The organism is Chryseobacterium sp. LJ668, assembly GCF_019613955.1.
GTDB lineage: Bacteria > Bacteroidota > Bacteroidia > Flavobacteriales > Weeksellaceae > Chryseobacterium.
Map to the genome: position 1 here is coordinate 1759883 of NZ_CP080443.1, position 24438 is coordinate 1784320.

The following is a 24438-nucleotide window of genomic DNA, read 5'->3' on the forward strand; positions in this document are numbered from 1 at the left end:
CATGAAAAAACATTTATTAATTCTGTTACTAAGCAGCTCATTCTGCTTTTCACAGACATTTGATACAGTACCTTTGCTTCAAAACGGAACCAATGATAAGCGCATCAATATCGCAGTTTTGGGTGATGGCTTTACTGTTGCGCAGCTTCCGGCATTTGTAACTTCAGCACAAAATACCGTCAATTATCTTTTTACGAAAAGTCCGTATACAGAATATAAAAATTACTTCAATGTGTACGCAGTAAAGGTGATTTCTGCTGAATCCGGCGTAAAGCATCCGGGAACCGCAACTGATGTCACAGAACCAGTCATTCCGGTGTCAAATCCTAATAATTATTTAGGTTCTACCTTTGATATAGGGGTGCACAGATGCATTTACAGCAATACTACAAATAAAGTAGCTCAAGTGCTTTCGGCGAATGTTCCGGATTATGATATTACCTATGTTCTGGGCAATTCTACAGAATACGGTGGCTGTGGAGGTGCGTATGCTTTTGCTTCTTTAAATTCGTCTGCTAACGAAATTGTCGTGCACGAGCTGGGACATTCTTTTGGGAATTTAGCAGATGAGTATTGGTTTGCAGGTTCAGGAGAATCAGCTAATAAAACTCAGACCTCAAATCCTGCTACAATAAAGTGGAAAAATTGGGTGGGTCTTAATTCTGTGGGGGTGTTTCCTCATGCGGAAAGCCCAAGTTGGTTCAGGCCACATCAAAGTTGTGAGATGAGGTATCTTAATCAACAGTTTTGTTCAGTTTGTAAAGAGAGAATTATCGAAAAAATTCATAGTTTGGTTTCGCCGGTAGATTCTTTTACGCCTGTAAACACAAGTACTGTAGATGCAAATTCTAATGTGACGTTTACCGTAAACGAAATTCTTCCTATTCCTAATACTTTGGTTAACACCTGGAAACTGAATGGAACAACTCTAGCTGCTACAGGAAATACACTCACTGTCACACCTTCGCAACTCAACAATGGCAATAATACGCTTCTTTTCTCTGTAACCGATAATACGACATTGGTAAAAACAGATAATCATAGTACTGTACATTTTACAAACGTCTCGTGGACATTAAATAAAAATGCATTAGGAACTTCTGAAATAAAAGCAGAAGAAAGAAGATTCAGTATCTATCCTAATCCTGCAAACACAGAATTTTTTATCCGGGGAAGATCAAATTTCGCAAAAGACATAAAAATCACTTTGTATGATGCATCAGGGAAATTAGTACCTGTAAAATTTGAATTGCAGGATGCTGCAACGGTTTATGTTGATATTCATGATCTACCTTCCGGTATTTATACTGTCACTGCAACTGAGGGTAAAAGCTTAATTATTTCTCAGAAGATTATTAAAGAATAAATATTTATATCACTAAAATAAAAAAATCGGCTCTTATAGGTCGATTTTTTTATTTCCCGGAAAGTTTTTTTTCAGCAATCGATATCCATTTTCCGTCATGACGCAATAGTGAAATTTTATCAACGATGAATTTAGTTTTAAATTCTTTTCCCTTATAGATTTCCCATGCTTTAAGATAATATTCGAAAGTGAGATTTCTGTAACCTATCGTCATATGAGGATTAAATGATCGTTTATTAAAGGTGAATACTTCTTTAACATTTAAAAACAATTGCTTTAGACTTTCATTTTCTTCTGGTTGTATAAATAAAACCGGACTGTTTGGATTAGGAAAACTTCCGAAACCGTTTAATTTTATTTCGAAAGATGAAATATGGGTGTCAATTTTATCGAATTCCACATGAATATCATTTTCCATCGTCAACTCTCTTTCAAAAGGAGGAAGTAAAGTGATGTGAGCATCATTTTTCAAAGCTTTTGAATTATTAAAATTTAAAGCTAAATCTTTTTGGAAAACTTTTACCTCGTCAATAATCTCCTGTGGCGGATAGATCGCGATGAAATACATTTTTTTCATAACGTAAAAATAGGCATTTTTAAAAATTACCATCTAAAATTTTATACATAAGAAAATTATACATAAATTTGTTATGTATAAAATCTATAGGTGAAAAACAACAGTCTTTACAAAGGAACTTTGCAAAATATCATTTTAAAATTACTTTCAAAAGAGGTGAAAATGTATGGTTATCAAATGACACAACGAGCAAAAGATCTTACAGAAGGTGAATTGGAGATGACTGAAGGAGCGTTATATCCTTTGTTGCATAAATTAGAAGGTGATGGAATCATCAGTTCCGAAATTCAGAAAATCAATGGGCGAGACCGCAAGTATTACCTTTTAACAGAGAAAGGAAAAAGGCAACAAGCCGCTCAGGAAGCCGAAATGAAAACTTATTTATTTAATCTTAATACAATTTTTAATATATGATAACTAACTTTCAAGAGCGTGAGATAAAAAATTTTCTGAGCAAAAAAAATCTGAATGCTGTTATTTTGAATGAAATTTATGACCATTTTGTGATACAGATTTCAGAATTAATGAAAGAAAATTTAAGTTTTCAGGAAGCATTTCTTAAAACTAAAGTTGTGTGGCAATATGAATTAGAAATGGTGAATGCTGATGCCTTGTCATTCAAAAAAATTGCAAGAATAGAGAAGACAATTTTAAAGTCTAGATTCAGAAATATTATTTTTTCTTCAATAGCCTTTTCTTTGATTGGCATGGGTGTGTTTTTATTTCTGAATGATTATTTTTATATCATTCAAATCGGTTTAGCACTTCTTTCCCTTTCAATGCTTTTATACAATTTTGCATTCAAAAAATTGAAATTCAGAGAATACATCGAATTGAGTTTTCATCCTTTGATTTTGAAGAACTTTTTTATAGGATGTATTTTATTTTTTATTGTAGGTTTTTTTTCTCAAAATATACATTTTTGGGAATTTGGGATAAGGAAGGTTTTTGGCGTATATGGTATGTTGGTACAGATTCAGTTATTATATTTCAGAAGCAAAAAAGTAAATGTTTTAATTTAAGTGTTTTAAATAATTACCTCAGTAGCAGAAAGTAAAAAGACAGATGTCTAACTGAACAAGCTTTACTGGATATTTTGCTGGAAGTTAGTGACAAAATGACTGCGCAAATTTTAAATATTCAGATTGATAAAAACCTGAGTTTTGAAAACACTTTTTAAACTTGAATTACATTGACGATGAATTTAAGATGAATCATATTTTGCTTTTTCTCTTGAGTATATTCCTGTAATTTTCAAAAGCATTATCAAAAATTCAAAATTTCATCGAAACTCTATAAATTAGTTTATGTTTTGATTAGTAGAAATACGTTCTATCATATCGGTAAAATTTTTGATCTCACGATGAGGTTTGAAGGTTGTGCTTTTCCCTTTTTCTTCATCAGCAATATTTGAAAGAATGATGACAGAAGTTTTTGTCTCGGGATAATAAATATTTAGCGAGGGCGAGCCTTTTATATAACCGCTGTGAAAATACGCTGCAGGTTTTCCCATATTCATCATAATGCCGTATCCATATCCCATTTTTCCGAAAATCGGGTGTTGTCTTTCAGCACTTTTCAGTAAGAATTTTTTTAATGTTTCGGGTTGTATTATTTTTCCCGAGTAAAGAAGATTGTTCCACCGATGCAAATCATCAACTGTAGACAAAATTCCGCCTGCAGCAATTCCGATTTCTTTTCCGCCTAATCTTTTAGGCATATTGTGCATGATTTCAAAGTTTTTTTCATTTCCTAAATAAGCTCCGGCAAAATTCTCACTATCAAACAGATTTCCCGTAGATGAGTTTTTCAGACCCGCTCTTTTGAATAAATCAATCACATTTTCATCATAGGATTTCCCGGTTACTATTTCTATAATTTTCCCTAAAGCATTGTAGCCATCATTAGAATAGTGGAAATCTTTTCCGTTTGCAAACATCAATTTCTGACCCAAAGTATTAAGTCCTGAAGTGTGATTTAAAAGTTGATGGATCGTGATATTACCGTATTCTTTGCTTTGAAATTCTTTGAGATATTTTGAAGCCTGATCGTCTAAAGTAAGCTTGCCTTCTTCCATTTTTAATAAAATAAGAACCGCGGTGAATTGCTTGCTTACTGACCCGATAGCGAAAACTGTTTTATTATTAATCGCTTGTCTATTTTTAAAATCTGCAAAACCATTATTCCGTAGGTATAATTCAACAGTATCTTTGAAAACACCGACACTGCCGTTGAAATTGTATTGATTAAAAATAGAATCGATTTGAGTTTTATATAATTTTTGTTGAAATACGACAACACCAGAATCCGCAATTGCTTTTCTGTTAACTGGTTGTATAGTCTCAGTTTTTTGACAGGAAAATAGAAGGCAAATAAAACTAAGAATGATTAAAAATTTCATGATGTGCTTTAGATATCTAAAGTTATAAAAAATAAAAAATATCAAAATATGGACGGGAAAAGTTTGAGAAAACCAACGTTTAAGTTTACTGAAGATGCTTAGCTAATAAAACTATTTCGGTTTTACAAAAACTATGTAAATATCTTCTATCTGTTCTTTACTTGTGAAAAACTTTACATATTCTTTTGGGATGTAGTGTATGTCATATCTGCTGTAGTACATCCAATAACTTTTGTTGAATGATTTATGGTCAATTTTTTTACCATCTAAAACAATAAGAGACTTTTCTGTAGCGCTTGGTGGACCCGAAGAAACTTCTCCCATCATTTTATCAAGCCCATTATAATCCAACTTTATTAACTGCTTTTTGCCTAACTCTTTAATTGTGTAAATTGAAAGTTTGTTGTCGTAAACGTAATTATTGGGATTGAATTCTAAGAGACTTTCGAATTTAAGTATTTCTTTTGGAACCTCTAAAGAATAATAACCGTCTTTATCAGAATTTGTAGTATAGACTTTTGAAATCGTAATAAAACTGACTGTCGCAGAAATCGGCTGTTGTTTATCACCAGAGATTATTCTTCCTGAAATGGTAAAATTTTCACCAACATTTTTATTTACTACTTGATTCTTTTCTTTTTTAGATGTCGCAGTATTTACAAATTCTTTTTGTACAAGGTTTTTCGTTTGTGCCGGATAAGAATTAATGATACTTGCTGTCAAAGCTAAACCTGCAACGATCATGGAGAATTCTGTTTTTCTTGCTGGATAAGAAATTTCTTTTTCTTCGTGTGAAAATTCTTTCGAATGATTTTTAAAAAAGATTCCACAAACCTTTTTATTTCTACTTTCGATTATAATATTTGTGATTTCAAATTTGTTTAAGTGTGAAAAATCAATCACTGTTTTCGAGCACAAGTCACAGAATTTTCCTTCAGAAACATCATGCATATTTTCTAAAGATTCCGTACAAGGTTTTTCAATTCTTAAAAATGGATTCATGCTTATTAGTTTTAAACTAAACGGACTTTCTAAAATTTTATTTCTGAACCAAATCACAAAACCAGAAAACATATTCTCCATCGTCCTGATTGTCGCCAGACTTCGGCTTGGGATACGTTTTTTTTACATTGTCTCCAATTTCAAACTTAATCGGATTTTTAAAAATCGGTCCGTCAAAAGTAAAAGTGTGAAATTCTCCGTTTTCTCCGCAAGGATCAACATTTTTAGGAAGATCTTTAATGAGATCATTATCAATAATTCTTCCCGCAAAACTTTCATCCAAATAGGTCTCGTTGACGCATGTGATAATAGTTTTAAAACCGAGATCTAAAAATTCGTTGATGAGTTCCGAAGTATTTCGTTTCCACAGAGGAAAAACAGCTTTCATCCCAATTGTTTTTAACTGATCTTCTCTGTATTTCCTTAAATCTTCCAAGAAAATATCTCCAAAAATAGCATAAGTGATACCGTAAGATTTAATTTTTGACATTGTTTCAGACATAATCTGCTGATATTCTTCCATCGAGGGTTCTTTCGGAAGTTCCATTTTAATTAAAGGGAAACCTAAACTTTCAGCTTGTTTTTCCAATAATGAGACAGGAACACCATGCATCGAAATTCGCTGATAATCTTTATTGATACTTGTCAAAAGGGTTGTTATGTCAAACTTATTTTCCTTTACAATTTTATATAAGGCAAGCGCAGAATCTTTTCCGCTGCTCCAGTTGAAGATGGCTTTTGGTTTCATGTTTAAATAAATCTTCTCGCAGGAGGATTGATCTGTTACTTTTTTTCAATTTCTTTGATAGGAACAAAACCGCCGTTGAGATAGTCTAGTTTTAATTCGAATGGCACAGAAGCAGGACCCGATGCGATTAAACCGCCGATAATTCCGAAAAAAGCTGAAGCAAGTACGACATCACCGGTTTTAGCCGTAGATTTTATTTTTCCTGTAAAATAGAAGTCACCATCTCTTTTTTCTGCTTTTGTATAAAGATTTTCCACAGGAATATAAATGTATGGAGTTCCTTGATAGACAATAGCATACGTGCTGTTTTTTTTGATTTCTTTCTCTTTACCGTCGATTGTCTCATATATCGTCATGATTTTTGGAGACTTTCCGTAGAATTTTACATTGGTCAATTCTTTTTCAGGCTGCTGGTTTTTAAAGGAAATATAATTCATGTAAACTCCTTCTTTCATTGTTGTCGTGCTGTACAGACTTAGTTTTTGTTTTTCAATCTGATCAAAGTTTTTTACATCTTCTAAGGTGTACAGGTCGTTTGGAGTTGCTTTGACCACAATATTTTTGCTGATAAAATCGCTTACCATCTCACTGCCTTTTTTCATTGTAGCTTTCGTAACATCCATAGAAGAATGGTCTATTACAGAATCTATTTTATCAAGGTATGAGTAGGTTCCGTCATCATTTTTTGCAAAAAGATATGCCTGGAAATAGCAATACCCATGTTCGCTGAATGCACCGGTGAGTTCTGCAAAATAAAGCTGTTTAAGATACATTACAATAGTACCGTCTTCAGTATTTTCACCATTTATATGGTTGAGAAGATTCTGAAATTGGTCTGAAAGATTTGTAACAGGTACCACTTTTGCCTTATTGTTAAATGCGCCTTTCTGAACAATTCCTAATGAAGTCGTGTCTGTTCTGGCATCAATGAGTTGTATTGTTTTATAATAACTTTTTTCAAGCTTCGTATCCGGAAAGCTTATCGAGAAATCCTCAGTTCTTTTCTGAGCATCGGCAAATGATGCCAGAACCGCAAATGCCAAAACGAAAATATTTTTAAAAGTGTATTTCATCGTTATCTTTTTATAATGGCAAAAATACATCATTGTGTGAATATGTGGTTCATTGAAAAATTAAATCTCAGGAAATTTTTTGAAGGTTTTCGATAGTGACAAAGTTTAAATTAAGCTATTTGCTTGGTGGTTTTCCAAAATTATTTAGATGACTAACCTCTGTTTTTTCGCGTTCAGCAGCATGTCTTTTTTGCAATTCTTCAGAATTTCTATTGACATCGCTTTGTTGAAGAACCCCCATCGGATAAGATTTACACGAGATAGCAGATCCCAATAAATAAATTGCTGATATTATTCTGATAAAACTTTTCATTTTAATTTTTCTTAAAAGTAAAAGTACAAAAAACCTCAAAGAAATTTCCTTGAGGTTTGATTTATAAATGATTTTTACAGGTAGAAGTCAATCATTGACTTCAGACCTGGTGTTACATGTTTCTTCTGTATTTACCACCCACTTCAAACAAAGCATTGGTAATTTGCCCAAGCGAACAGTATTTCACAGCATCCATCATCACATTGAATAAATTCTGCTGATTGATGGCAGCGTATTGTAATGTTTTTAAAGCGGCTTCGGATTTATCTTCATTTGATTGTTGGAAATTATGAAGCGTTTCAATCTGAACCTGCTTTTCCTCTTCAGTAGAACGGATCACTTCTCCCGGACGAACCGTTGGCGAACCATCTTTTCCAAGGAAAGTATTTACCCCGATGATCGGATATTCTCCTGTATGCTTCAACCATTCATAATGCATCGATTCTTCCTGAATTTTTGAACGTTGATACATTGTTTCCATCGCACCAAGAACACCACCTCTTTCTGTAATTCTGTCAAATTCCGCATAAACAGCTTCTTCCACCAAATCAGTTAATTCTTCAATAATAAATGAACCTTGAAGCGGATTTTCGTTTTTCGCCAATCCTAATTCTTTATTGATAATCAACTGAATTGCCATCGCTCTTCTTACAGACTGCTCAGTCGGAGTTGTAATCGCCTCGTCATAAGCATTGGTGTGCAATGAATTACAGTTGTCATATATTGCGTAAAGTGCTTGTAAAGTTGTTCTGATATCATTAAAATCAATTTCCTGAGCGTGAAGCGAACGACCAGAAGTTTGAATGTGGTATTTCAACATCTGGCTTCTTTCGTCTGCGCCGTATTTCAGTTTCATGGCTTTTGCCCAGATTCTTCTTGCTACACGTCCGATCACTGAATATTCAGGGTCGATACCGTTGGAGAAGAAGAACGATAAGTTAGGTGCGAAATCATTGATATCCATTCCTCTTGACAAATAATATTCAACATAAGTGAAACCATTTGCCAATGTAAATGCTAGCTGAGAAACCGGATTCGCACCCGCTTCTGCAATGTGATATCCTGAAATAGAAACCGAGTAGAAGTTTCTCACTTTTTCGGTGATGAAATATTCCTGAACGTCACCCATCAATCTTAGAGCAAATTCAGTAGAGAAAATACAAGTATTCTGAGCCTGGTCTTCTTTTAAAATATCAGCCTGAACGGTACCACGAACGGTCGCGATTGTTTTAGCTTTAATTTCAGCATAAGCTTCAGCAGGAATCACTTCATCTCCCGTGATTCCTAATAGTTTTAAACCTAATCCATTGTTTGAAGGAGGTAATTCACCGTTATATTTTGGTCTTTCCAAACCTTTGTCGTCGAATTTTGCTTTTAAAGCTTTTTCAACATTCTCTTCAAGATTGTGTTCAGCGATATATTTCTCAACATTCTGATCGATTGCAGCATTCATAAAGAAAGCCAACAACATCGGAGCTGGTCCGTTGATCGTCATTGAAACGGAAGTCATCGCATTCACCAAATCAAATCCTGAATACAATTTTTTAGCATCGTCCAATGTTGCGATAGAAACTCCAGCATTTCCGATTTTACCGTAAATATCTGGTGGTAAAGCAGGATCCTGACCGTACAAAGTTACAGAGTCAAACGCTGTAGACAAACGTTTTGCATCCATTTCCGCAGAAACATAGTGGAATCTTCTGTTGGTTCTCTCCGGTCCTCCTTCTCCGGCAAACATTCTTGTAGGATCTTCTCCGGTTCTTTTGAAAGGATAAATTCCTGCTGTATAAGGAAATCCTCCCGGAAGATTTTCCTGACCTTTCCATTTGATCAAATCGCCCCAATCGGTATATTTCGGTAAAGAGATTTTTGGAATTTTTAAATGTGATAAAGATTCTGTTGAGGTTTCGACTTTAATTTCTTTTCCACGAACGAAATATGAATAAAACTCAGCCTTGAAAGCCTGTTTAGTATCTTCCCAATTGTTCAGGAAGTCGATATTTTCCTGTTGAAGGTCTTTTTCTGCTTTTTGATATTCAGACTCTAAAGTTTCATTGGAAAGGAATTTTTTCACGCCTTCAATGTGATACATTTTTCTTGCTAATTCGGCTTGTTTTTCAACATTGGCATCGTAAATTCTATTATTTTCAACGATTTCAGAAAGATAACGCACTCTTTTTGGAGGAATGATGATAATATCTTCAGAAACTTCCTGCTCAACAAAACCTTGTAAACTTAAATCTGAAAACTTGTCGTTTACTTTCTCAACTAATCTATTGTATAAATCAGTTGTTCCGTGATCATTGAACTGAGAAGCTTTTGTTGCGTAAACCGGCATATCATCTAACAGACTTTCCCACAACAGATGGTTTCTCTGAAACTGTTTTCTGACGGCTTGAAGCGCATCTAAAGCACCTCTTTTATCAGATTTATTTAAAGCCACTAAATCTGCATAATCTAACATGTCGATTTTTTCCAACTGCGTCGAAGCTCCGTATTCAGGAGTCATTACGTACATGGAAACGTCCGCAAAGTCTGAAACCTCTGATCCCGATTGTCCAATTCCTGAAGTTTCCAAAATGATCACATCGGGATGAGCCAATTTCAATACATTTAAAGCTGAATGAATAAAAGGCGAGACAGAAACATTGTTTTCTCTCGTCGCCATCGAACGCATATAAACTCTTGGATCATTGATCGCGTTCATACGAATTCTGTCTCCCAAAAGGGCTCCTCCCGTTTTCTTTTTCGAAGGGTCAATGGAGATGATTGCAATTTTTTTATCTGTATTGGAACGTAAGAAACGTCTTACCAATTCATCTGTCAAAGAAGATTTTCCGGCTCCACCAGTACCTGTGATCCCGATGATTGGAATATTTAAATCTTTTGATTTTTCGTCAATCGCTTTTACCAAATCAGGTTTTTCTTCTGAGAAATTTTCAACTGCAGAAATGATCTTCGCAATGCTGATAGAATTTTCAAAATTGATTAAATCTAAATCTTCCACCGTCACATCTTTTCCGGTTGGGAAGTCTGATCTTTTTACCAAATCGTCGATCATTCCCTGTAAACCAAGCTCACGACCGTCATCCGGAGAATAAATCCTGTCGATTCCATAAGCCATGATATCTTCTATCTCTTCTGGCAGAATTACACCGCCGCCGCCGCCGAAAATTTTGATTTGCGGAGAGTTTTTCTCTCTTAAAAGGTCGTAGATGTATTTAAAATATTCGTTGTGTCCGCCTTGATAAGAAGTCAGTGCAATTGCATTGGCATCTTCCTGAATGGCTGTGTTCACAACTTCTTCAGCAGATTTGTCATGGCCAAGGTGGATAACTTCGCATCCTGTTCCCTGAATCACACGACGCATAATATTAATAGCTGCATCATGTCCGTCGAATAACGACGCTGCTGTTACAATTCTTACTTTGTTTGTTGGAGTATATTTTTGGGTTTCCATATTGATTGTAGAAAATTTCTAAGTTCCCAAATATAATAATAAATAAAAACTTATTTTAAATATTCAAATTGTTGAATTATAATCATTTAGATAATTTCTTTGAATTATATATTTCCTATTTCAGAGGTAAGACAGATGTACAAAATACGATCATAATTTTAAATTGACCGTAAAATGCAATTTGTAGACATTCAAAATAAAATTCTCTATTTTTGCGCCATATAAAAATGATATGCAAAAAGCACTGATGTATTTCGGTTTGGGAACGGTTCTCAGTTTCGTTATCAATTATTTTTTCATGAATAGTGGAAATATCCCGCTGGAGATTTTTTATGCTATAGCATTTGGCTCAGCATGGGGGTTGTCTTACTTTCTGGATACACCGAAATTCTCCTTATGGCAGAAGCTTACCTTTTCTTTTGCTGCAATGGCTTTGCTGGTTTTAATTGGTACGCTTATTTTTAATCTTAAATTGGCAATTCCGGCAATTCTAAAATTCTCTATGGTTTTTGTTGCTTATTATTTAATTGCAAGTTTCAGAGGCAGCAAATCATTAAGAAATTAAAAAATAAGAGGATGTCATCTCTTTTTAAAGGTTTTTTCGTTTAGTGTATCATCAGGAAGCTTATTAAAGCAAGTATAATCACCAAAAACATAAACGCAAAGAAGTTGATGGTGAACAGAATAAATCCGATAACAAGACTTATTAATCCGTGCGATTTGTAAACACGGTGATGCGCTATAAAAAAGTAAGCAACGCTGTAAAGCGACAATGCAAAAATTACTAAATACAAAAGTGTATCAATTAACCAAAAGTCTGTTAAGCTTACCAATTTTGAGGTTAGCATTATAAATAGAATATTTAGCAGCAGGAAAGAGAAATAGTGCAGCGTGAAAATTCCATGGTCAAAATACCACCATTTTTTCTTTTTATGAAAAATCCATAAAAAGAATGCGAATAAGGGAAGATAAATAAATAGTGCTTTTGGCAGGTTGTGAAAAGATGTTTCCGCTAGATTCTTAAGGATTTCTCCTTTTGTCACCCCGTTTTCTTTAAGCTCAAAAAATTTGTGTGCCACCGGAACATCTATAAAATTGAAAAATGAAGGTTTTTTTGCTATTGCCGAATCGTAAGATTTTCTTGTTCTATAGCCGTCGTATTCGAAACTGTCATCTAATTTTTTATTCATTTCAAACGCTGCTCCGATATTGCTTATTTTGGCGGAATCGCTTAAGACGCTTAGTTGAGATATCGCTACCGAATCTTCTTTGGTAAGCTTTCTTTCAGCTTTTATACTGTCAAGAATCTTTTTTGTCTGAACAGCTTTTACTTTTTCTAAAAAACTTTGATCCTTCGATTTTCCGCTGTTATTTTGTGTATTAAAATTTAAATTGAATATCGGAAAAAGTGCAAACATGAAAAAAGTAATAAAACTGACGAAGATATACAATTTCACAGGTGGAACGAATCTCTGTCTCTTGCCTTCGAGATAAATATTGGTCAATTTTCCAGGCTTAAAAACCAAATTTTTCAATGCGCCCCAAAACTGACCGTCATAATGAGTAAAATCTTCTACGAAATGGGTAAAAAGATAATGAAACGGCTGTCTGGTTTCCGTGTTTTCCTGCCCACAGTGCGGGCAAAATCTCTCTTCTACAATATGTCCGCAATTGAGACAGTTTTTATCTACTCTTAATTTTCCGTGGCTCATGGTTTTTTTGGTTTCCGCAAATATAATTATTTCATAAAATATATCTGTTTTTGCTACCCGATTAAAAGCAAGATTTACATTTATTTAATGTGATGATTTAATTTGTTTCTTTTAAATCCTGAGATGGTTTTAAATTCTTAGCGTAGCAATTTTCGATTTGTAACCTTATAACATATATAGATGCGGATTTATTAAAGCTAAATAAGTTTTTGCATTATAAAAATAATGTGTACCTTTGCACACCCTTATGGGGAAAATTATGTTTAATCTTTAACTAAAACGTGTGAATACATTAAGTTACAAAACTGTTTCAGCGAACAAAGCTACTGCAAATAAAGAATGGGTTGTGGTAGACGCTGAAGGACAACCGTTAGGAAGACTAGCTTCTAAGGTTGCAAAGATTTTGAGAGGTAAGCACAAAGCAAACTTTACACCTCACGTAGATTGTGGTGATAATGTTATTGTTTTGAATGCTGGGAAAGTTACTCTTTCCGGAACCAAGTGGGCAGACAAGACTTATATCTGGCATACAGGTTATCCTGGTGGTCAGAAGTCTATGACGGCAATAGAACTTCTAAACAAAGATTCTTTAAAAGTATTGGAAAAATCTGTAAAAGGTATGCTTCCAAAAACTAAATTAGGATCTGCTTTGTTTAAGAACCTTTATTTATATGAAGGAACTGATCACAAGCATGAAGCTCAACAGCCTAAAACACTTAATATTAACGAATTTAAATAATTAATATGTCTATAGTTCACAAAATCGGAAGAAGAAAGACTTCTGTAGCAAGAGTTTATGTAAGACCTGGTACCGGGATTATTACAGTAAACCGTAAAGATGCTGCAACTTATTTCTCTACAGACGTGATGGTTTATAAATTGAATCAGCCGTTTATCCTTTCTGAGACTGTTGGTCAGTATGACGTTACCGTAAATGTTTTCGGTGGTGGTAATACAGGTCAGGCAGAAGCTATCAGATTAGGTATTTCTAGAGCACTTTGCGAAATTAATGCTGAGTACAGATTAGCATTGAAACCTGCAGGTTTACTTACAAGAGATGCAAGAATGGTAGAAAGAAAGAAACCAGGTCAGAAAAAAGCAAGAAAGAGATTCCAGTTCTCAAAACGTTAAGATCTGCAGTAAGCTTAAAGCATTATGCTATAGGCTTTTTGAAAAACTTATTAAACTTTTTAACTCGCTTGAAAGCTTACAGCTTAATGCCTACAGCCTAAAGCAAATTGCCCGTTACGTTTAGCATCCAAACACTTCTCCCATCTAAAGAAGTCGTTGATTGTTTAAGAAACGGAAAGTAAACTAACAAAAACAGAAAACATGGCAAAAGCAAATGTAAAAGACCTTCTAGAGGCTGGTGTACACTTCGGTCACATGACTAGAAAGTGGAATCCAAATATGGCTCCATACATTTTTATGGAGAAAAATGGTATTCACATTGTAGACTTACATAAAACAGCTGTTAAATTGGACGAAGCGTGCAGCGCTTTAGAAAAATTAACTTCTGCAGGTAAAAAAGTTCTTTTCGTAGCTACCAAAAAGCAAGCGAAAGAAGTAGTTGCTAAGCACGCTGCTGAACTTAATATGCCTTATATTACAGAAAGATGGCCGGGAGGTATGTTAACGAATTTCGTTACGATCAGAAAAGCTGTAAAGAAAATGAACTCTATCGACAAAATGAAAAAAGACGGTACGTTCGAAACTTTATCTAAGAAAGAAAGATTACAAGTTGACAGACAAAGAGCTAATTTAGAGAAAAACTTAGGTTCTATCTCTGACATGGTGCGTCTTCCTTCTGCAATCTTCGTTGTAGATATCATGAGAGAACACATCGCTGTAACTGAAGCTAAGAAATTAGGTATCCCGGTTTTCGGTATTGTTGATACAAACTCTGACCCAAGAAAAGTAGACTTCGTGATCCCAGGAAACGATGATGCTTCAAAATCTATCGATATGATCTTAAACGTAGTTTCAGATTCTATCAAAGAAGGTCAGTCTCAGAGAAAAGCTGATAAAGAAAAATCTAAAGAAGAAGGAGAAGTAGTATCTGCTGATAAAGATGCAGATTTCGACGCTGCTGCTGAATAATTGAAGATTTATCTTTAAATAATAGAAAATCCGCTAAACTTGTTTAGCGGATTTTTTTGTCTTATATAAAATTTCAGTTTGATAGCTTTACTGAATATGAACTGGTGACAAATTTTGTTTTCTGATAAACCGAATTGCAAATCATCCCGGAAAAATTATAATTCTGATTTTTGGGAGCCATCACCGATGCTGTTTTTTTGGCTCCAATCGGTATCTTTTTAAAATAGTTATTTCCGCTTATCGTTAAAACCGTGTTGCAAGCAGACTGGTTTTCCACAATAATTGAGGTCCTGGAGTTTTGTGATGAGCCGTTCAGCAAATCATTTAAAACATCTGCTGTTTCAGATTTATAGGTTTTTATTAATGTCTGATATTCGATTTCGGTTTGCGCAGCAGGACTGGTTTTTGTTCCTATAGTTGAGATTACAGGTGCCGCAGGTTTTTTTGCAGGCTGTTTGGTCTGTTGAATTGTACCTCCGCAATTGGTCAGAAACAAAATAATCAGCGTCGAAATTGAAAGAGTTTTTATCATATTAATATTTTCTCAGTGTAAATTTAAATGTTATTCTTTAGATTTGAATGAATTTACTTTCTTTCGCAAAAAAAAGCTGTAAAAATTACAGCCTTTCATTATTTTTTTGATTCAGTAAAGATTTAATTGATCCTAAATTTTATATAAGTAATCGTTTTTCCTTTAGCCGAGAAAAGTTCCTCATAATATGTTCTTATGTCTCTTAAATGCGGAGTATTCGGATCATATTCTAAGGCTCCATAAATATCGTGGTGAGCCGATAGAATTTCGTACCCTGCCCCTTGTAAATACCCTAATGTATAACCATGCAGGAATTCAGAATCTGTTTTAAGATGAATAGTTCCACCAGGCTTTAAGAATTTTTTATAACGTTCCAGAAAATCGGGATGGGTTAGTCTGTGTTTTGTACGTTTAAATTTGATTTGCGGATCGGGAAAAGTGATCCAAATTTCATCAACCTCGTTCTCAGAAAAAAAATGATCTACCAATTCGATTTGAGATCTTATGAATGCAACATTTTTCATGTTATTTTCAATGGCCTCTTTGGCTCCAAACCAAAATCTTGCACCTTTAATGTCTATTCCGATGAAGTTTTTTTCTGTAAATGTTTTGGCAAGGCCCACGGTATATTCTCCTTTTCCACAACCTAATTCTAAAACGATAGGTTGGTCGTTTTTAAAGAAGTTCTCTCTCCATTTTCCCTTCAGTCCAAAGCTGTTAATGGCCTCTTCTCTGGTTGGCTGAATAACGTTGGGTAATATTTTGTTTTCTGCGAATCTTGCTAATTTGTTTTTGCCCATCTTATAAATCTAAAATCTCGCAAAATTAGCGAAAATACCCTACAATCGCTTTACATTTAATAAAAAACGTGAAATCTTAATTTGCTTGAGATAAATCTATTTCGAAGAACTGCCGAGAGCTACCATCAGTGGTTTCTGAATGGTTTTTTGGGAAGCATACTGAGCACCGCAAACAAGACTTGTCAAAAGATAGTCGCCTTTTTGTATTACGAGAGAATTATCTCCATGAGCAGCCACAGGAAGTCTGTATTTTGTATTCCCGATTCCTTCTATTCTTACAATGATGTTGCAGTCAGACTTATTTTCAATCATGATAATGCATTCTTTTGCATTGGGATCATTATCAAAAAGTGAATTAAGTATCTTCACTGTCTTATTCTTATGTTCTACAGGATTGTCGGCCATCAGCATATTAAATTCAGATGCTTCAGTATCTGCGATCGCAGTGGTTGTTTTAGTAACTGCGGGTGTGGCTACGAAAACGTTTTTTGGTGAACTGGGCGTATAAACAACAGCAGACTGGCCAACCTGCAGTTCTCTTTCGTACTTCGCAATCTGTTTCTTCCTGATAATTGCATTCATTTCGTCAAAAGTTATTTTAGTAGAAGGTTTTCTTTTCAGCATAGCCAGCCAATCCTGCATTTGTCTTACCTTCTGGTCTCCGGGAGGTGCATTTTTGATATATTCTTTCATCAGATCCATCACTTTTGGTTTCAAAACAGATCTGCGTGGATCATCGGGGTGAGCGTCCCTCAAAAAAGCATTGATTTCATAGATGCTTTTACTCCTCAGAATATTGCTGTAATCTTTTGCTTTTTGCTGGGCAGAAAAACAGATGAAAAGTAGGGTGGTAAACAGTAAAAGTAACTTTTTCATTATAAAACTGGTGATTGGATTTATTTCTCCTTAAAAATAATAATTTTCAAATAAATTATGACAAAAATAAAGCATGCCATAACGTACAGTATTATTGTAAAACATCCTGTAAATGAGAATTTCTCAATCTTCGTTGGTAAATCGGTAGATATTTCTCAATCGGAATTTTTACCCCTTCAATATTATTCGACTGTACATACATTTCTATATTTTCTGAGGTATAAACAAACTGGAGGAAGTTATCAATCAGATTTTCAGGGATTTTAAATCTTGTAAAATAATCTTTTCCTAAATAATTTTTAATATTTGAGACCGATTTATTCATTCTTTCATACTCAGCATATCGTTGTTTCTTTTTTCTTTCGCCGGAAAGAATGTCAAAAATACTTTCGAGACTGAAGGTAAGTCCACCGTCTCTGAAATCTGCGACCGGAAGCACAGGAGAAGCACCATCACCTTTCGGTTCGGGTAAGCCTATGACTTTTTTCAAGGCATATGCCTTATCGTCTTTTCTTAAAGAATTTACATCATATCTTAAATTTCCCGTTGGCCGGAATCTGCTAATAACAACTTCCTGGATGTCGTGATACGCAACTTTTAACTCTACCAGATTTCGAACGTTAAGGCTTTGGGGCGATAGTTGAACATCTTTTCTTTCGGTAATAATAGAAGTGAAGCGAATGACATCTCCGGGACTGGCCTGAAGGGTAAAGTCTCCGTTATAATTGGTAAGAACTGTTTTATATGTTGTAAGATTGGTCACATAAACCTGATTAAGGTACAAAACAGAGTTGTCTCTTAAAAATACCTGTCCCGAAAAAATCTGTGCATTAATTTTGACGATGAAAACTAATAGCAAAAGGGTAATGACTTTCTTCATATAATGTGCAAAATTACATAAGAAAAGCATCATATCTTGTTATCTAGGACTTTAAAGCAGGTTAAAATTATATTAAACTTTTATTCAAACTGTTAATGAATGTTATATTACCGCTGAAAACTCAGCGATCAAGAATCTATTTATCCCACAAACTGTCATTTCTATTTTTTACCAATAGCCAGCTGGTGTATTTGACAGTGGTAGAATTACCGAATTCTGTCCAGGAAATAAAATACCAATAAGTGGCTGTAGATACTGGTCTGCCCTTCATTTTTCCGTCCCATGTAAAGTTATTGGAAGGTGATCCTCTAAACAGCTCAGCTCCATAACGATCAAAAATCCTGAAAATAAGATTATCTTTGCTCATCAAAGAAGAATAGTCTATATCATCATTATGGCCGTCCGAATTAGGTGTAATTGTATTGATTAGATTAATGATGACAAAAGTTTTTTCTACAACATCACATCTCTGAGAATCTCTCACATAGATTTTATGATTGCCAATCGGTACATTATTAAAAACATTTGAGCTTTGCCAACTGTTGTTATCCAAAGAATACTCGTAAGGCGGAACTCCACCGGTTACGCCAATAGTTACGGTAGACCCGTTGATGTCAATGGATGATATGACCGGTAAAATAGATTCTGATACGTTTACAAATTGTCTGTAAATACATCCGTCAAAAGTAAGGTCTACCCAGTAATTTCCTGCAGCAACATTGGTAATAGATGGAGTAGTAGCTCCTGTGCTCCATAGATATGTTGTAAATCCGGGTCCTGCATCTAATGTTGTTTTAGTTTTCGGACAGATCAGTTTATCAACCAATACATCCGATTTTTTAGGAATTTTAAGAGTGATTCTTATTGATCCTACATTAGGGCAGAAACCGATTTTCTCAAATCTTATAAAATAAGTGTGAGTTCCCGTTAGTGTAACAGCGCCACTGATCGCAGCAGTATCGTTTTGAGCATCGGCCAATGTAGAATGATAGCTTACCGTTACTAGAGGATCTGTTGTAAATTGAGGTATAAATTGTGAGAGATTGACCAGCTTACTACCGTCAAGATCATCATCACAGAACGTTGTTATAAATGCTGTGGTTAATAATGCCAGCTTTGATCCAACAGCAAAATTTAAAACATCTATTACTGGAGCACATCCATCCGGTGATTCAACCCGTACGTAAATTGTTGTATTTGTGCTAAAACTCCAATTATTTGGTAGTGTATTATTATTTCCCAGGTTTGCATCTGCCAGTAGAGCATAATATCTCACATTTGTAAAATAGACAGGATTATTTAAAACTAAAAGAGTAATATCTGATAAAACTACATTAACTACTCCATCAAGATTCTCATCACATAAAAATATTAGGTTAAGGGGTGCAATATTTGCTAAAGGAAATAAATTAAGGGTAATCTGCGCGATATTTTTACACCCTGCAGGATTTTTAACCACAACATACACTATCGTTCCGGCAGGTGCGGAATAGTTGCCCGGTACGCCGATTTGGCCTGCGGCATTTTCTGTCTGCGCAGCTAATAAACTGGTATAGTAGGTTTTAATGACAGGATTATTGGGTGTGACATTCGCTGTTGTTAGATTAAATGTTCCGACACCATTTACATTACATGCTGTTAATGTGGCATTGGTAACAGTAACGGGTAGAATATTTAATGTAACGGTTACCGATTCGCAATCCGGAAAGTCAGGGTCGTTGCCGCAGAATGTATACGTGAAAGTATCTGTTCCTGAAGCTGAAGGGTTGGTTACAGTGTAGGTAATAACTCCTGTTGTTGTATTGATGGTTGCCGTTCCTAGCGTTGGTGCTGTTGTAATTGCAATTGTAGATACCACCGGAGTTTGAGGAGAAGAAGTAAAAGCAGGAGCAATTATTTTGTTTTCACAAATATCAAAGCTTGCTGCCGTAATCTTTAGGCAATTTAAAACTTTGTAAGGTGCAGTTACCAATGGTGCGCAACTTCCCATTGTTACAGAACAAGTATAGTTCCCAGATTGTGTAGGAGTATAAGAAGGTCCGGTGGCACCGGTAATCAGGTTGCCGTTTCTGTACCATTGATATGTTTCGTAGATGATAGGGTCTACGGTTAATACAATGCCGGGAACGCAGTCTCCGCCGGATTTTATAATCACCGGCTGTGTAGAGAAGCCTGCAAAAAAACCACCATAACCTACTGCATCACTTCCTGCAGTGATCCCTGCGGTAATCGCTTTCGTAGAAACAACCGTTATTGTCCCCACTGTGTTCGGGATTCCATAGGTTACCCATGGTGTAAGGCCTGTCATATCAAATGGACCTGTTGTCGCAGGAGGAGTAACACCGTTGACTGTAACAACGGCACCACGTTCTGTAACAAGGTTTAGCTTGGTAGGGATATTCAGTATGCCAGAAGGATTAACATTAGAATGAACGAAATTTTCGTTAATAAAACCAATTTCGTTAATCTGTTTTGGTAAATAGCAACTTAATGCGGGAATAAAATTAAATCCCCCTGTAGCAACTTGAGTTCCGCTCACGGAATCTCCTGCAAGCAATTGGTAGACGTATGCATTTTTTGTTGTCCGGATATATAAATTGTAATGATTAGTACCCTGCAGCTGATATTTAGTATCTGAAACTACGTAATACTGACCTGTATTCAGTGTGGCTATCGGTAAAGTCTCATTATTAAGAAAGACCTGTGTATTATCCTGAGTGGCAATCACAAGGGCGCCTTCCATATTGCTGCCGATGCTTCCGTTACCTTTTACCAAGGCAAACTGCGTTCCCAGCTGTTCAACGGGTACAGACTGATCCATTAAAATATCTGAACTTGTAGGGATATTTCCTGCATATTGACCGTTGAAATTTCCATTTGTAATATTCACAGGCTTATCGGCGATAATCTTTGAGCCTATAAAGCCGTCAAAGTTTCCTGTGAGATCACCTATGCCATCAACAATATAGGATTGTCCTTTATTTAAAATAAAAGTCATCGTCGGTGTGGTTGCCCCTGTTGTACCGTTTGAGAACTGTACAGTAGGTTTGTAACCTGATATTGTTACTGTCGTATTGTCTTCTGTCGCCAGAATACTGGTCATGAAATTCAGGATTGTATTGCTCACGGTAATAGGAGCACTAGCAACGTGAAATGTTTTACCGGTTGAAGGTATACCTTTGGAGGTAATGATTTCTGCGTGATTGAATACTGAAAACCTTAAGTTAGCATAAAAAGGAAAATCTGCTTTTAAATAAAGACCTTTTGAAGTAGGAGTAAATAAATCTGTTTGTGTAGTGGTAATGATGTAATCTCTCAAAACATCAAATTTTTGCGGATTGTTTTTGCTGATGGTTACACTTCCTATGACTACATTGTTATTATAAATACTTACTGTAAAAGGAGTGGTGCGGTTGGTTGAGAGATACAATTTTTGATACGGATTAGGGTTTCCGGTTCTATCTACCATCGGTGCAAACCAATGCTCTCTATCCAGTTGTGCAAAGGAAATAGAGAAAACATAAAAAATAAGAAAAAAAGATAGAAGTTTCTTCATTCTGTATTTGATTTATCACAAATTTAATAATAAAATACGGTGCATCATTCAAAAATGAACAAAAAAACCACGACTTTATATCGTGGTTTTTTTAAAATGTTTATAATTAATTGTTATTCTCTGTTTTTAACCAAAATCCAGCCTGAAAATTTGATCGGAGTTTTGTTTTTACTTTCGTTCCAGGTGATGCTGAACCAGTAATTTCCGGTAGAAACTTTTTTGGTCTTGTTGATAGTACCATCCCACTTGAAGCCGGTGTCTTTATTACCTTCAAAAATCTTAACTCCGTATCTGTCAAAGATTCCCAAAATTAAATTTGGTTTGTGAGCCAATGCAGAATAATCGAGTACATCATTCACACCGTCACCATTTGGGGTAATCACATTTACAATATTAGGAATTGTAATGGTAACCACAATTGGCGTACAGTCAAAACTATCTTTCACATACACCGTTGTATCACCTCTTGTAAGATCGGTAAATACATTAGAATCCTGCCAGTTGATATTATCGGTTGAATATTTGTAAGGAGCAGTACCGCCAACAACAAATACGGTGATATCATTACTGGTAACTTCAATATTAGAAATTACGGGCTGTTTTGTCGGATAAACAGTTACTGTCTGTTTTGTGAAACAATCTCCAGTTTTTAATATAACTGAATAAGTTCCTACACTTACATCAGTAATAGTCTGTGTTGTAGCTCCTGTGCTCCATTGGTAGCCATCAAAACCAGGACCTGCATCTAATGTTGTTTTGTCTTCAATACAGATTTCTTTGTCAATCAATACGGTAGATTTTACTGGCGGAAGCACTACTAAAGTAATTTGTGCTACTCTGTAACATCCGTTCGCATTACTCACTCTCACGAATACTACTCCGTTTGGAGCAATGTAGTTGGCAAAATTTGTAATTTCATTCGTCTGATTATTTGCATCGGTAAGTGACGGGTAATATTTTTTAGTTGTCCCAGGCTGCGTATTTACAACCGCATTGGATAAATTGAATAAACCTGTCGCAATATCAGACTCAAGATAGCATGATCTCATTGTAGCATTGGTTACAACAGGGCTTTCTGAGATCGTTAATGTCAAAGTAATTTGCTCACAATCTACAAATTCCGGTGCATTACCGCAGAATTTATAAGTAATTGTGTCTGTCCCTACAAAGCCGAAGTTCGGAACATATCCGATCACTCCTGTAGTAGGATTGATGATTGCTGTACCATTTGCCGGTGGAGTAACAATCTGAACTGTGCTGGGAACAAAGGTTTGTGTTGAGCTTGTAAATGCCGGAACAATATTTATATAACCTTCACATACTGTTTTTGCTGCAGTAGTTTGCTGAAGACATGTAAAGACCTTGTAAACAGGTGTCGTGGCAGGAAGACAAGATCCTACAGTAATTCTTACCGTGTAATTTCCTGATTGTGTAGGAGTAAACGAATTGCTGTTTGCTCCAGGAATAGGAATATCATTTCTAAACCACTGATAGGTATCATAACTGTCATCTACTTCCAAAACAAGCCCTGGAATACAGTCTCCTGTCTGTTTTGCAATAAGCGGAATAGAAGAGAAACCTGCAAAGTAACCGCCATATCCCGATGTGCTGAATCCACCGTTAATTCCTGCAGTAACTGCTTTATTTGATAATATGGTTAAATTGCCTGCTACAGGTTCTAATGCGTATGTTACCCAGTTGGTATTCCCGGTTAATGGAAATGGGCCTTGAGCAGCAGTCGGAGCAACACCATTTACCGTTACAGTCGCACCTGCTTCCGTTAAAATATTAAGCTTTACAGAAGTTCCACTTGCTACAACACTTGCGCCACCGGCACCCGTTGGCATTTCATTTACTTTACCGATTTCGTCAATCTTTCTGGGCAAGAAACAGTTTAATGGCGGAATGTAGTTAAAACCACACGTCGCATTGCTGTTGCCTACAGAAACTAATTGGTATAAATAAACATTTTTTGAAGTGCTGATAAACATATTTTTATGAGCTCCTCCTCCCTGTGCAAGATAGTTGCTTCCGGAAATTCTGTACCATTGCCCCTGATTTAAGGTAGCAGCTGGTGTAGTAGAGCCGTTTAGAAATACCTGCGTGTTATTTTCAGTAGCAATCACTATACCTCCTTCTATGTCGTCTGCTGTAGTTGATCTGGTTCTTACCATTGCAAAAGTATTTCCCAATCTTTCAGTCGGTACAGACTGATCAAGAATAATGTCGGCTCCAGCACTTGTTCCTGTACCGAAATTACCGAGTACGTTTCCGTTGGTAAGAGTTATTGGTTTGTCAGAAACTATTTTAGCACCGATGAAGGCACTCATATTTGCTGCCGGACTTCCGGAACCAGCAAAAATAAAAGACTGTCCTTTATTTAAGGTAAAGGTATGGGTATTTGTAGTTGGGGCAGCTCCAATGAAGGCTACAGTTGAAATTGCGCTCCAAGTGGCAGTTACCACAGTATTGTTTTCTGTTGCTAAAACTCCTGCAGTAAAATTATTTCCGGTACTGGCAAAAGGAGATGGGGTATTGGCAACGTAAAATTCTTTACCAATCCCTGCCTTGCCTTTACTGGTAAGAATTTCTGCATGCGTGGTACTGCTGACGATTCTCAGTGTACAATAAAATGGCTTGGTTCCATTCAAATATAAACCTTTGTTAATAACAGTAAAACCTTCTGATACACTCGTGGCTGAGATGTTAGCAGGAGAAACTGTATAAACCTGAGGATTGTTTTTACTGATGGTGACTGTTCCTAAAGCAGTATTGTTACTAAACACAGTGACCGTAAAAGGTGTTACCGAATCTGTAGACAGATAAAGTGATTGTGTAACAGTAGATGATGCATAGAACGGGGCGATCCAATGTTCGGTGTCTCTTTGAGCAGAAACATTGATGCCGGTAATCATTAAAAGAAAAATGAGTAGAAATTGTTTCATAAGCGTTGAATTAGGATTTTTACAAAAATAATCCAAAAAAGCATATGTTTTCAGAATTTTTTGTAATTATTGTTGATAATGTTAACCAAAGAAGCCA

General features: G+C 35.5%; 21 protein-coding genes. 7 read left to right on the forward strand and 14 right to left on the reverse strand.

The window, feature by feature from the left end; translation table 11 throughout:
- Position 1: 1 nt before the first annotated feature.
- Positions 2–1366: a T9SS type A sorting domain-containing protein gene (locus tag K0U91_RS08240; RefSeq protein ID WP_220180716.1), complete on the forward strand. Its 1365-nt coding sequence runs from the start codon at positions 2–4 to the stop codon at positions 1364–1366.
- Positions 1367–1415: 49 nt separating this feature from the next.
- Here K0U91_RS08240 and K0U91_RS08245 read toward each other — a convergent pair whose 3' ends face one another.
- Complete coding sequence (locus K0U91_RS08245) at positions 1416–1943, reverse strand: 2'-5' RNA ligase family protein (RefSeq protein ID WP_220180717.1); 528 nt, start codon at positions 1941–1943, stop codon at positions 1416–1418.
- A 90-nt stretch (positions 1944–2033) separates the two neighbouring features.
- On the opposite strand from K0U91_RS08245, the gene K0U91_RS08250 reads away from it, so the two are divergent.
- Both K0U91_RS08250 and K0U91_RS08255 read left to right on the forward strand, forming a co-directional pair.
- Positions 2034–2357 (forward strand): PadR family transcriptional regulator, encoded by a 324-nt coding sequence (locus tag K0U91_RS08250; protein ID WP_219970254.1) that lies wholly within the window; start codon positions 2034–2036, stop codon positions 2355–2357.
- Positions 2354–2965, forward strand: coding sequence for a hypothetical protein (locus K0U91_RS08255; RefSeq protein ID WP_220180718.1), 612 nt, complete (start codon positions 2354–2356; stop codon positions 2963–2965). The genes K0U91_RS08250 and K0U91_RS08255 overlap by 4 nt, the downstream gene beginning before the upstream one ends.
- A 278-nt stretch (positions 2966–3243) precedes the next feature.
- Here the strand turns inward: K0U91_RS08255 and K0U91_RS08260 are convergent, their stop codons facing one another.
- The 6 genes from K0U91_RS08260 to K0U91_RS08285 all read right to left on the reverse strand — a co-directional run bounded on the left by K0U91_RS08260 (position 3244) and on the right by K0U91_RS08285 (position 10940).
- Positions 3244–4344: a serine hydrolase domain-containing protein gene (locus K0U91_RS08260; RefSeq protein WP_220180719.1), complete on the reverse strand. Its 1101-nt coding sequence runs from the start codon at positions 4342–4344 to the stop codon at positions 3244–3246.
- 111 nt (positions 4345–4455) lie between these two features.
- The gene (locus tag K0U91_RS08265; RefSeq protein WP_220180720.1) at positions 4456–5346 is read right to left on the reverse strand and encodes a hypothetical protein; all 891 of its coding nucleotides are present in this window, start codon (positions 5344–5346) and stop codon (positions 4456–4458) included.
- A gap of 37 nt (positions 5347–5383) precedes the next feature.
- Entirely contained in the window at positions 5384–6094 is a 711-nt protein-coding gene (locus tag K0U91_RS08270) for a Dph6-related ATP pyrophosphatase (RefSeq protein WP_220180721.1), read from the reverse strand.
- Between the two features lie 35 nt (positions 6095–6129).
- A complete protein-coding gene (locus K0U91_RS08275; protein ID WP_220180722.1) occupies positions 6130–7167 on the reverse strand; it encodes a hypothetical protein in 1038 nt (345 codons plus the stop codon).
- A gap of 115 nt (positions 7168–7282) precedes the next feature.
- The gene (locus K0U91_RS08280) at positions 7283–7480 is read right to left on the reverse strand and encodes a hypothetical protein (protein WP_220180723.1); all 198 of its coding nucleotides are present in this window, start codon (positions 7478–7480) and stop codon (positions 7283–7285) included.
- Between the two features lie 112 nt (positions 7481–7592).
- Complete coding sequence (locus K0U91_RS08285) at positions 7593–10940, reverse strand: methylmalonyl-CoA mutase family protein (protein WP_220180724.1); 3348 nt, start codon at positions 10938–10940, stop codon at positions 7593–7595.
- 232 nt (positions 10941–11172) lie between these two features.
- On the opposite strand from K0U91_RS08285, the gene K0U91_RS08290 reads away from it, so the two are divergent.
- A complete protein-coding gene (locus K0U91_RS08290; protein WP_220180725.1) occupies positions 11173–11505 on the forward strand; it encodes a hypothetical protein in 333 nt (110 codons plus the stop codon).
- Between the two features lie 40 nt (positions 11506–11545).
- Here K0U91_RS08290 and K0U91_RS08295 read toward each other — a convergent pair whose 3' ends face one another.
- Positions 11546–12652 carry a DUF3667 domain-containing protein gene (locus tag K0U91_RS08295; RefSeq protein ID WP_220180726.1) on the reverse strand — a complete coding sequence of 369 codons (1107 nt, stop codon included), beginning with the start codon at positions 12650–12652 and terminating at the stop codon, positions 11546–11548.
- A 283-nt stretch (positions 12653–12935) separates the two neighbouring features.
- On the opposite strand from K0U91_RS08295, the gene rplM reads away from it, so the two are divergent.
- The 3 genes from rplM to rpsB all read left to right on the forward strand — a co-directional run bounded on the left by rplM (position 12936) and on the right by rpsB (position 14752).
- Entirely contained in the window at positions 12936–13391 is a 456-nt protein-coding gene (rplM, locus tag K0U91_RS08300) for a 50S ribosomal protein L13 (RefSeq protein ID WP_219970264.1), read from the forward strand.
- 5 nt (positions 13392–13396) lie between these two features.
- Positions 13397–13783: a 30S ribosomal protein S9 gene (gene rpsI, locus K0U91_RS08305; protein WP_219970265.1), complete on the forward strand. Its 387-nt coding sequence runs from the start codon at positions 13397–13399 to the stop codon at positions 13781–13783.
- A 201-nt stretch (positions 13784–13984) separates the two neighbouring features.
- Positions 13985–14752, forward strand: coding sequence for a 30S ribosomal protein S2 (gene rpsB, locus K0U91_RS08310; RefSeq protein ID WP_047445142.1), 768 nt, complete (start codon positions 13985–13987; stop codon positions 14750–14752).
- Between the two features lie 73 nt (positions 14753–14825).
- Here rpsB and K0U91_RS08315 read toward each other — a convergent pair whose 3' ends face one another.
- The 6 genes from K0U91_RS08315 to K0U91_RS08340 form a co-directional block, all read right to left on the reverse strand.
- Entirely contained in the window at positions 14826–15284 is a 459-nt protein-coding gene (locus K0U91_RS08315; protein WP_219970266.1) for a DUF6759 domain-containing protein, read from the reverse strand.
- Between the two features lie 122 nt (positions 15285–15406).
- Complete coding sequence (trmB, locus tag K0U91_RS08320; protein WP_219970267.1) at positions 15407–16084, reverse strand: tRNA (guanosine(46)-N7)-methyltransferase TrmB; 678 nt, start codon at positions 16082–16084, stop codon at positions 15407–15409.
- A gap of 96 nt (positions 16085–16180) precedes the next feature.
- Positions 16181–16960 carry a DUF6759 domain-containing protein gene (locus K0U91_RS08325; RefSeq protein ID WP_219970268.1) on the reverse strand — a complete coding sequence of 260 codons (780 nt, stop codon included), beginning with the start codon at positions 16958–16960 and terminating at the stop codon, positions 16181–16183.
- Positions 16961–17051: 91 nt separating this feature from the next.
- Positions 17052–17840 (reverse strand): hypothetical protein, encoded by a 789-nt coding sequence (locus K0U91_RS08330; protein WP_220180727.1) that lies wholly within the window; start codon positions 17838–17840, stop codon positions 17052–17054.
- 136 nt (positions 17841–17976) lie between these two features.
- Entirely contained in the window at positions 17977–21396 is a 3420-nt protein-coding gene (locus tag K0U91_RS08335; protein WP_220180728.1) for a T9SS type B sorting domain-containing protein, read from the reverse strand.
- A 113-nt stretch (positions 21397–21509) separates the two neighbouring features.
- Positions 21510–24341 carry a T9SS type B sorting domain-containing protein gene (locus K0U91_RS08340; RefSeq protein ID WP_220180729.1) on the reverse strand — a complete coding sequence of 944 codons (2832 nt, stop codon included), beginning with the start codon at positions 24339–24341 and terminating at the stop codon, positions 21510–21512.
- Positions 24342–24438: the final 97 nt, after the last annotated feature.

Excerpts from the sequence above, each read along its gene's own strand:
- K0U91_RS08245 (WP_220180717.1), bottom strand. The coding sequence starts at position 1,943 with ATGAAAAAAATGTATTTCATCGCGATCTATCCGCCACAGGAGATTATT.
- rpsI (WP_219970265.1), top strand. The coding sequence starts at position 13,397 with ATGTCTATAGTTCACAAAATCGGAAGAAGAAAGACTTCTGTAGCAAGA.
- K0U91_RS08285 (WP_220180724.1), bottom strand. The coding sequence starts at position 10,940 with ATGGAAACCCAAAAATATACTCCAACAAACAAAGTAAGAATTGTAACA.
- K0U91_RS08275 (WP_220180722.1), bottom strand. The coding sequence starts at position 7,167 with ATGAAATACACTTTTAAAAATATTTTCGTTTTGGCATTTGCGGTTCTG.
- K0U91_RS08240 (WP_220180716.1), top strand. The coding sequence starts at position 2 with ATGAAAAAACATTTATTAATTCTGTTACTAAGCAGCTCATTCTGCTTT.
- K0U91_RS08255 (WP_220180718.1), top strand. The coding sequence starts at position 2,354 with ATGATAACTAACTTTCAAGAGCGTGAGATAAAAAATTTTCTGAGCAAA.
- K0U91_RS08335 (WP_220180728.1), bottom strand. The coding sequence starts at position 21,396 with ATGAAGAAACTTCTATCTTTTTTTCTTATTTTTTATGTTTTCTCTATT.
- K0U91_RS08260 (WP_220180719.1), bottom strand. The coding sequence starts at position 4,344 with ATGAAATTTTTAATCATTCTTAGTTTTATTTGCCTTCTATTTTCCTGT.
- K0U91_RS08270 (WP_220180721.1), bottom strand. The coding sequence starts at position 6,094 with ATGAAACCAAAAGCCATCTTCAACTGGAGCAGCGGAAAAGATTCTGCG.
- K0U91_RS08290 (WP_220180725.1), top strand. The coding sequence starts at position 11,173 with ATGCAAAAAGCACTGATGTATTTCGGTTTGGGAACGGTTCTCAGTTTC.
- K0U91_RS08295 (WP_220180726.1), bottom strand. The coding sequence starts at position 12,652 with ATGAGCCACGGAAAATTAAGAGTAGATAAAAACTGTCTCAATTGCGGA.
- trmB (WP_219970267.1), bottom strand. The coding sequence starts at position 16,084 with ATGGGCAAAAACAAATTAGCAAGATTCGCAGAAAACAAAATATTACCC.
- K0U91_RS08340 (WP_220180729.1), bottom strand. The coding sequence starts at position 24,341 with ATGAAACAATTTCTACTCATTTTTCTTTTAATGATTACCGGCATCAAT.
- K0U91_RS08265 (WP_220180720.1), bottom strand. The coding sequence starts at position 5,346 with ATGAATCCATTTTTAAGAATTGAAAAACCTTGTACGGAATCTTTAGAA.
- K0U91_RS08315 (WP_219970266.1), bottom strand. The coding sequence starts at position 15,284 with ATGATAAAAACTCTTTCAATTTCGACGCTGATTATTTTGTTTCTGACC.
- rpsB (WP_047445142.1), top strand. The coding sequence starts at position 13,985 with ATGGCAAAAGCAAATGTAAAAGACCTTCTAGAGGCTGGTGTACACTTC.
- K0U91_RS08330 (WP_220180727.1), bottom strand. The coding sequence starts at position 17,840 with ATGAAGAAAGTCATTACCCTTTTGCTATTAGTTTTCATCGTCAAAATT.
- K0U91_RS08280 (WP_220180723.1), bottom strand. The coding sequence starts at position 7,480 with ATGAAAAGTTTTATCAGAATAATATCAGCAATTTATTTATTGGGATCT.
- K0U91_RS08325 (WP_219970268.1), bottom strand. The coding sequence starts at position 16,960 with ATGAAAAAGTTACTTTTACTGTTTACCACCCTACTTTTCATCTGTTTT.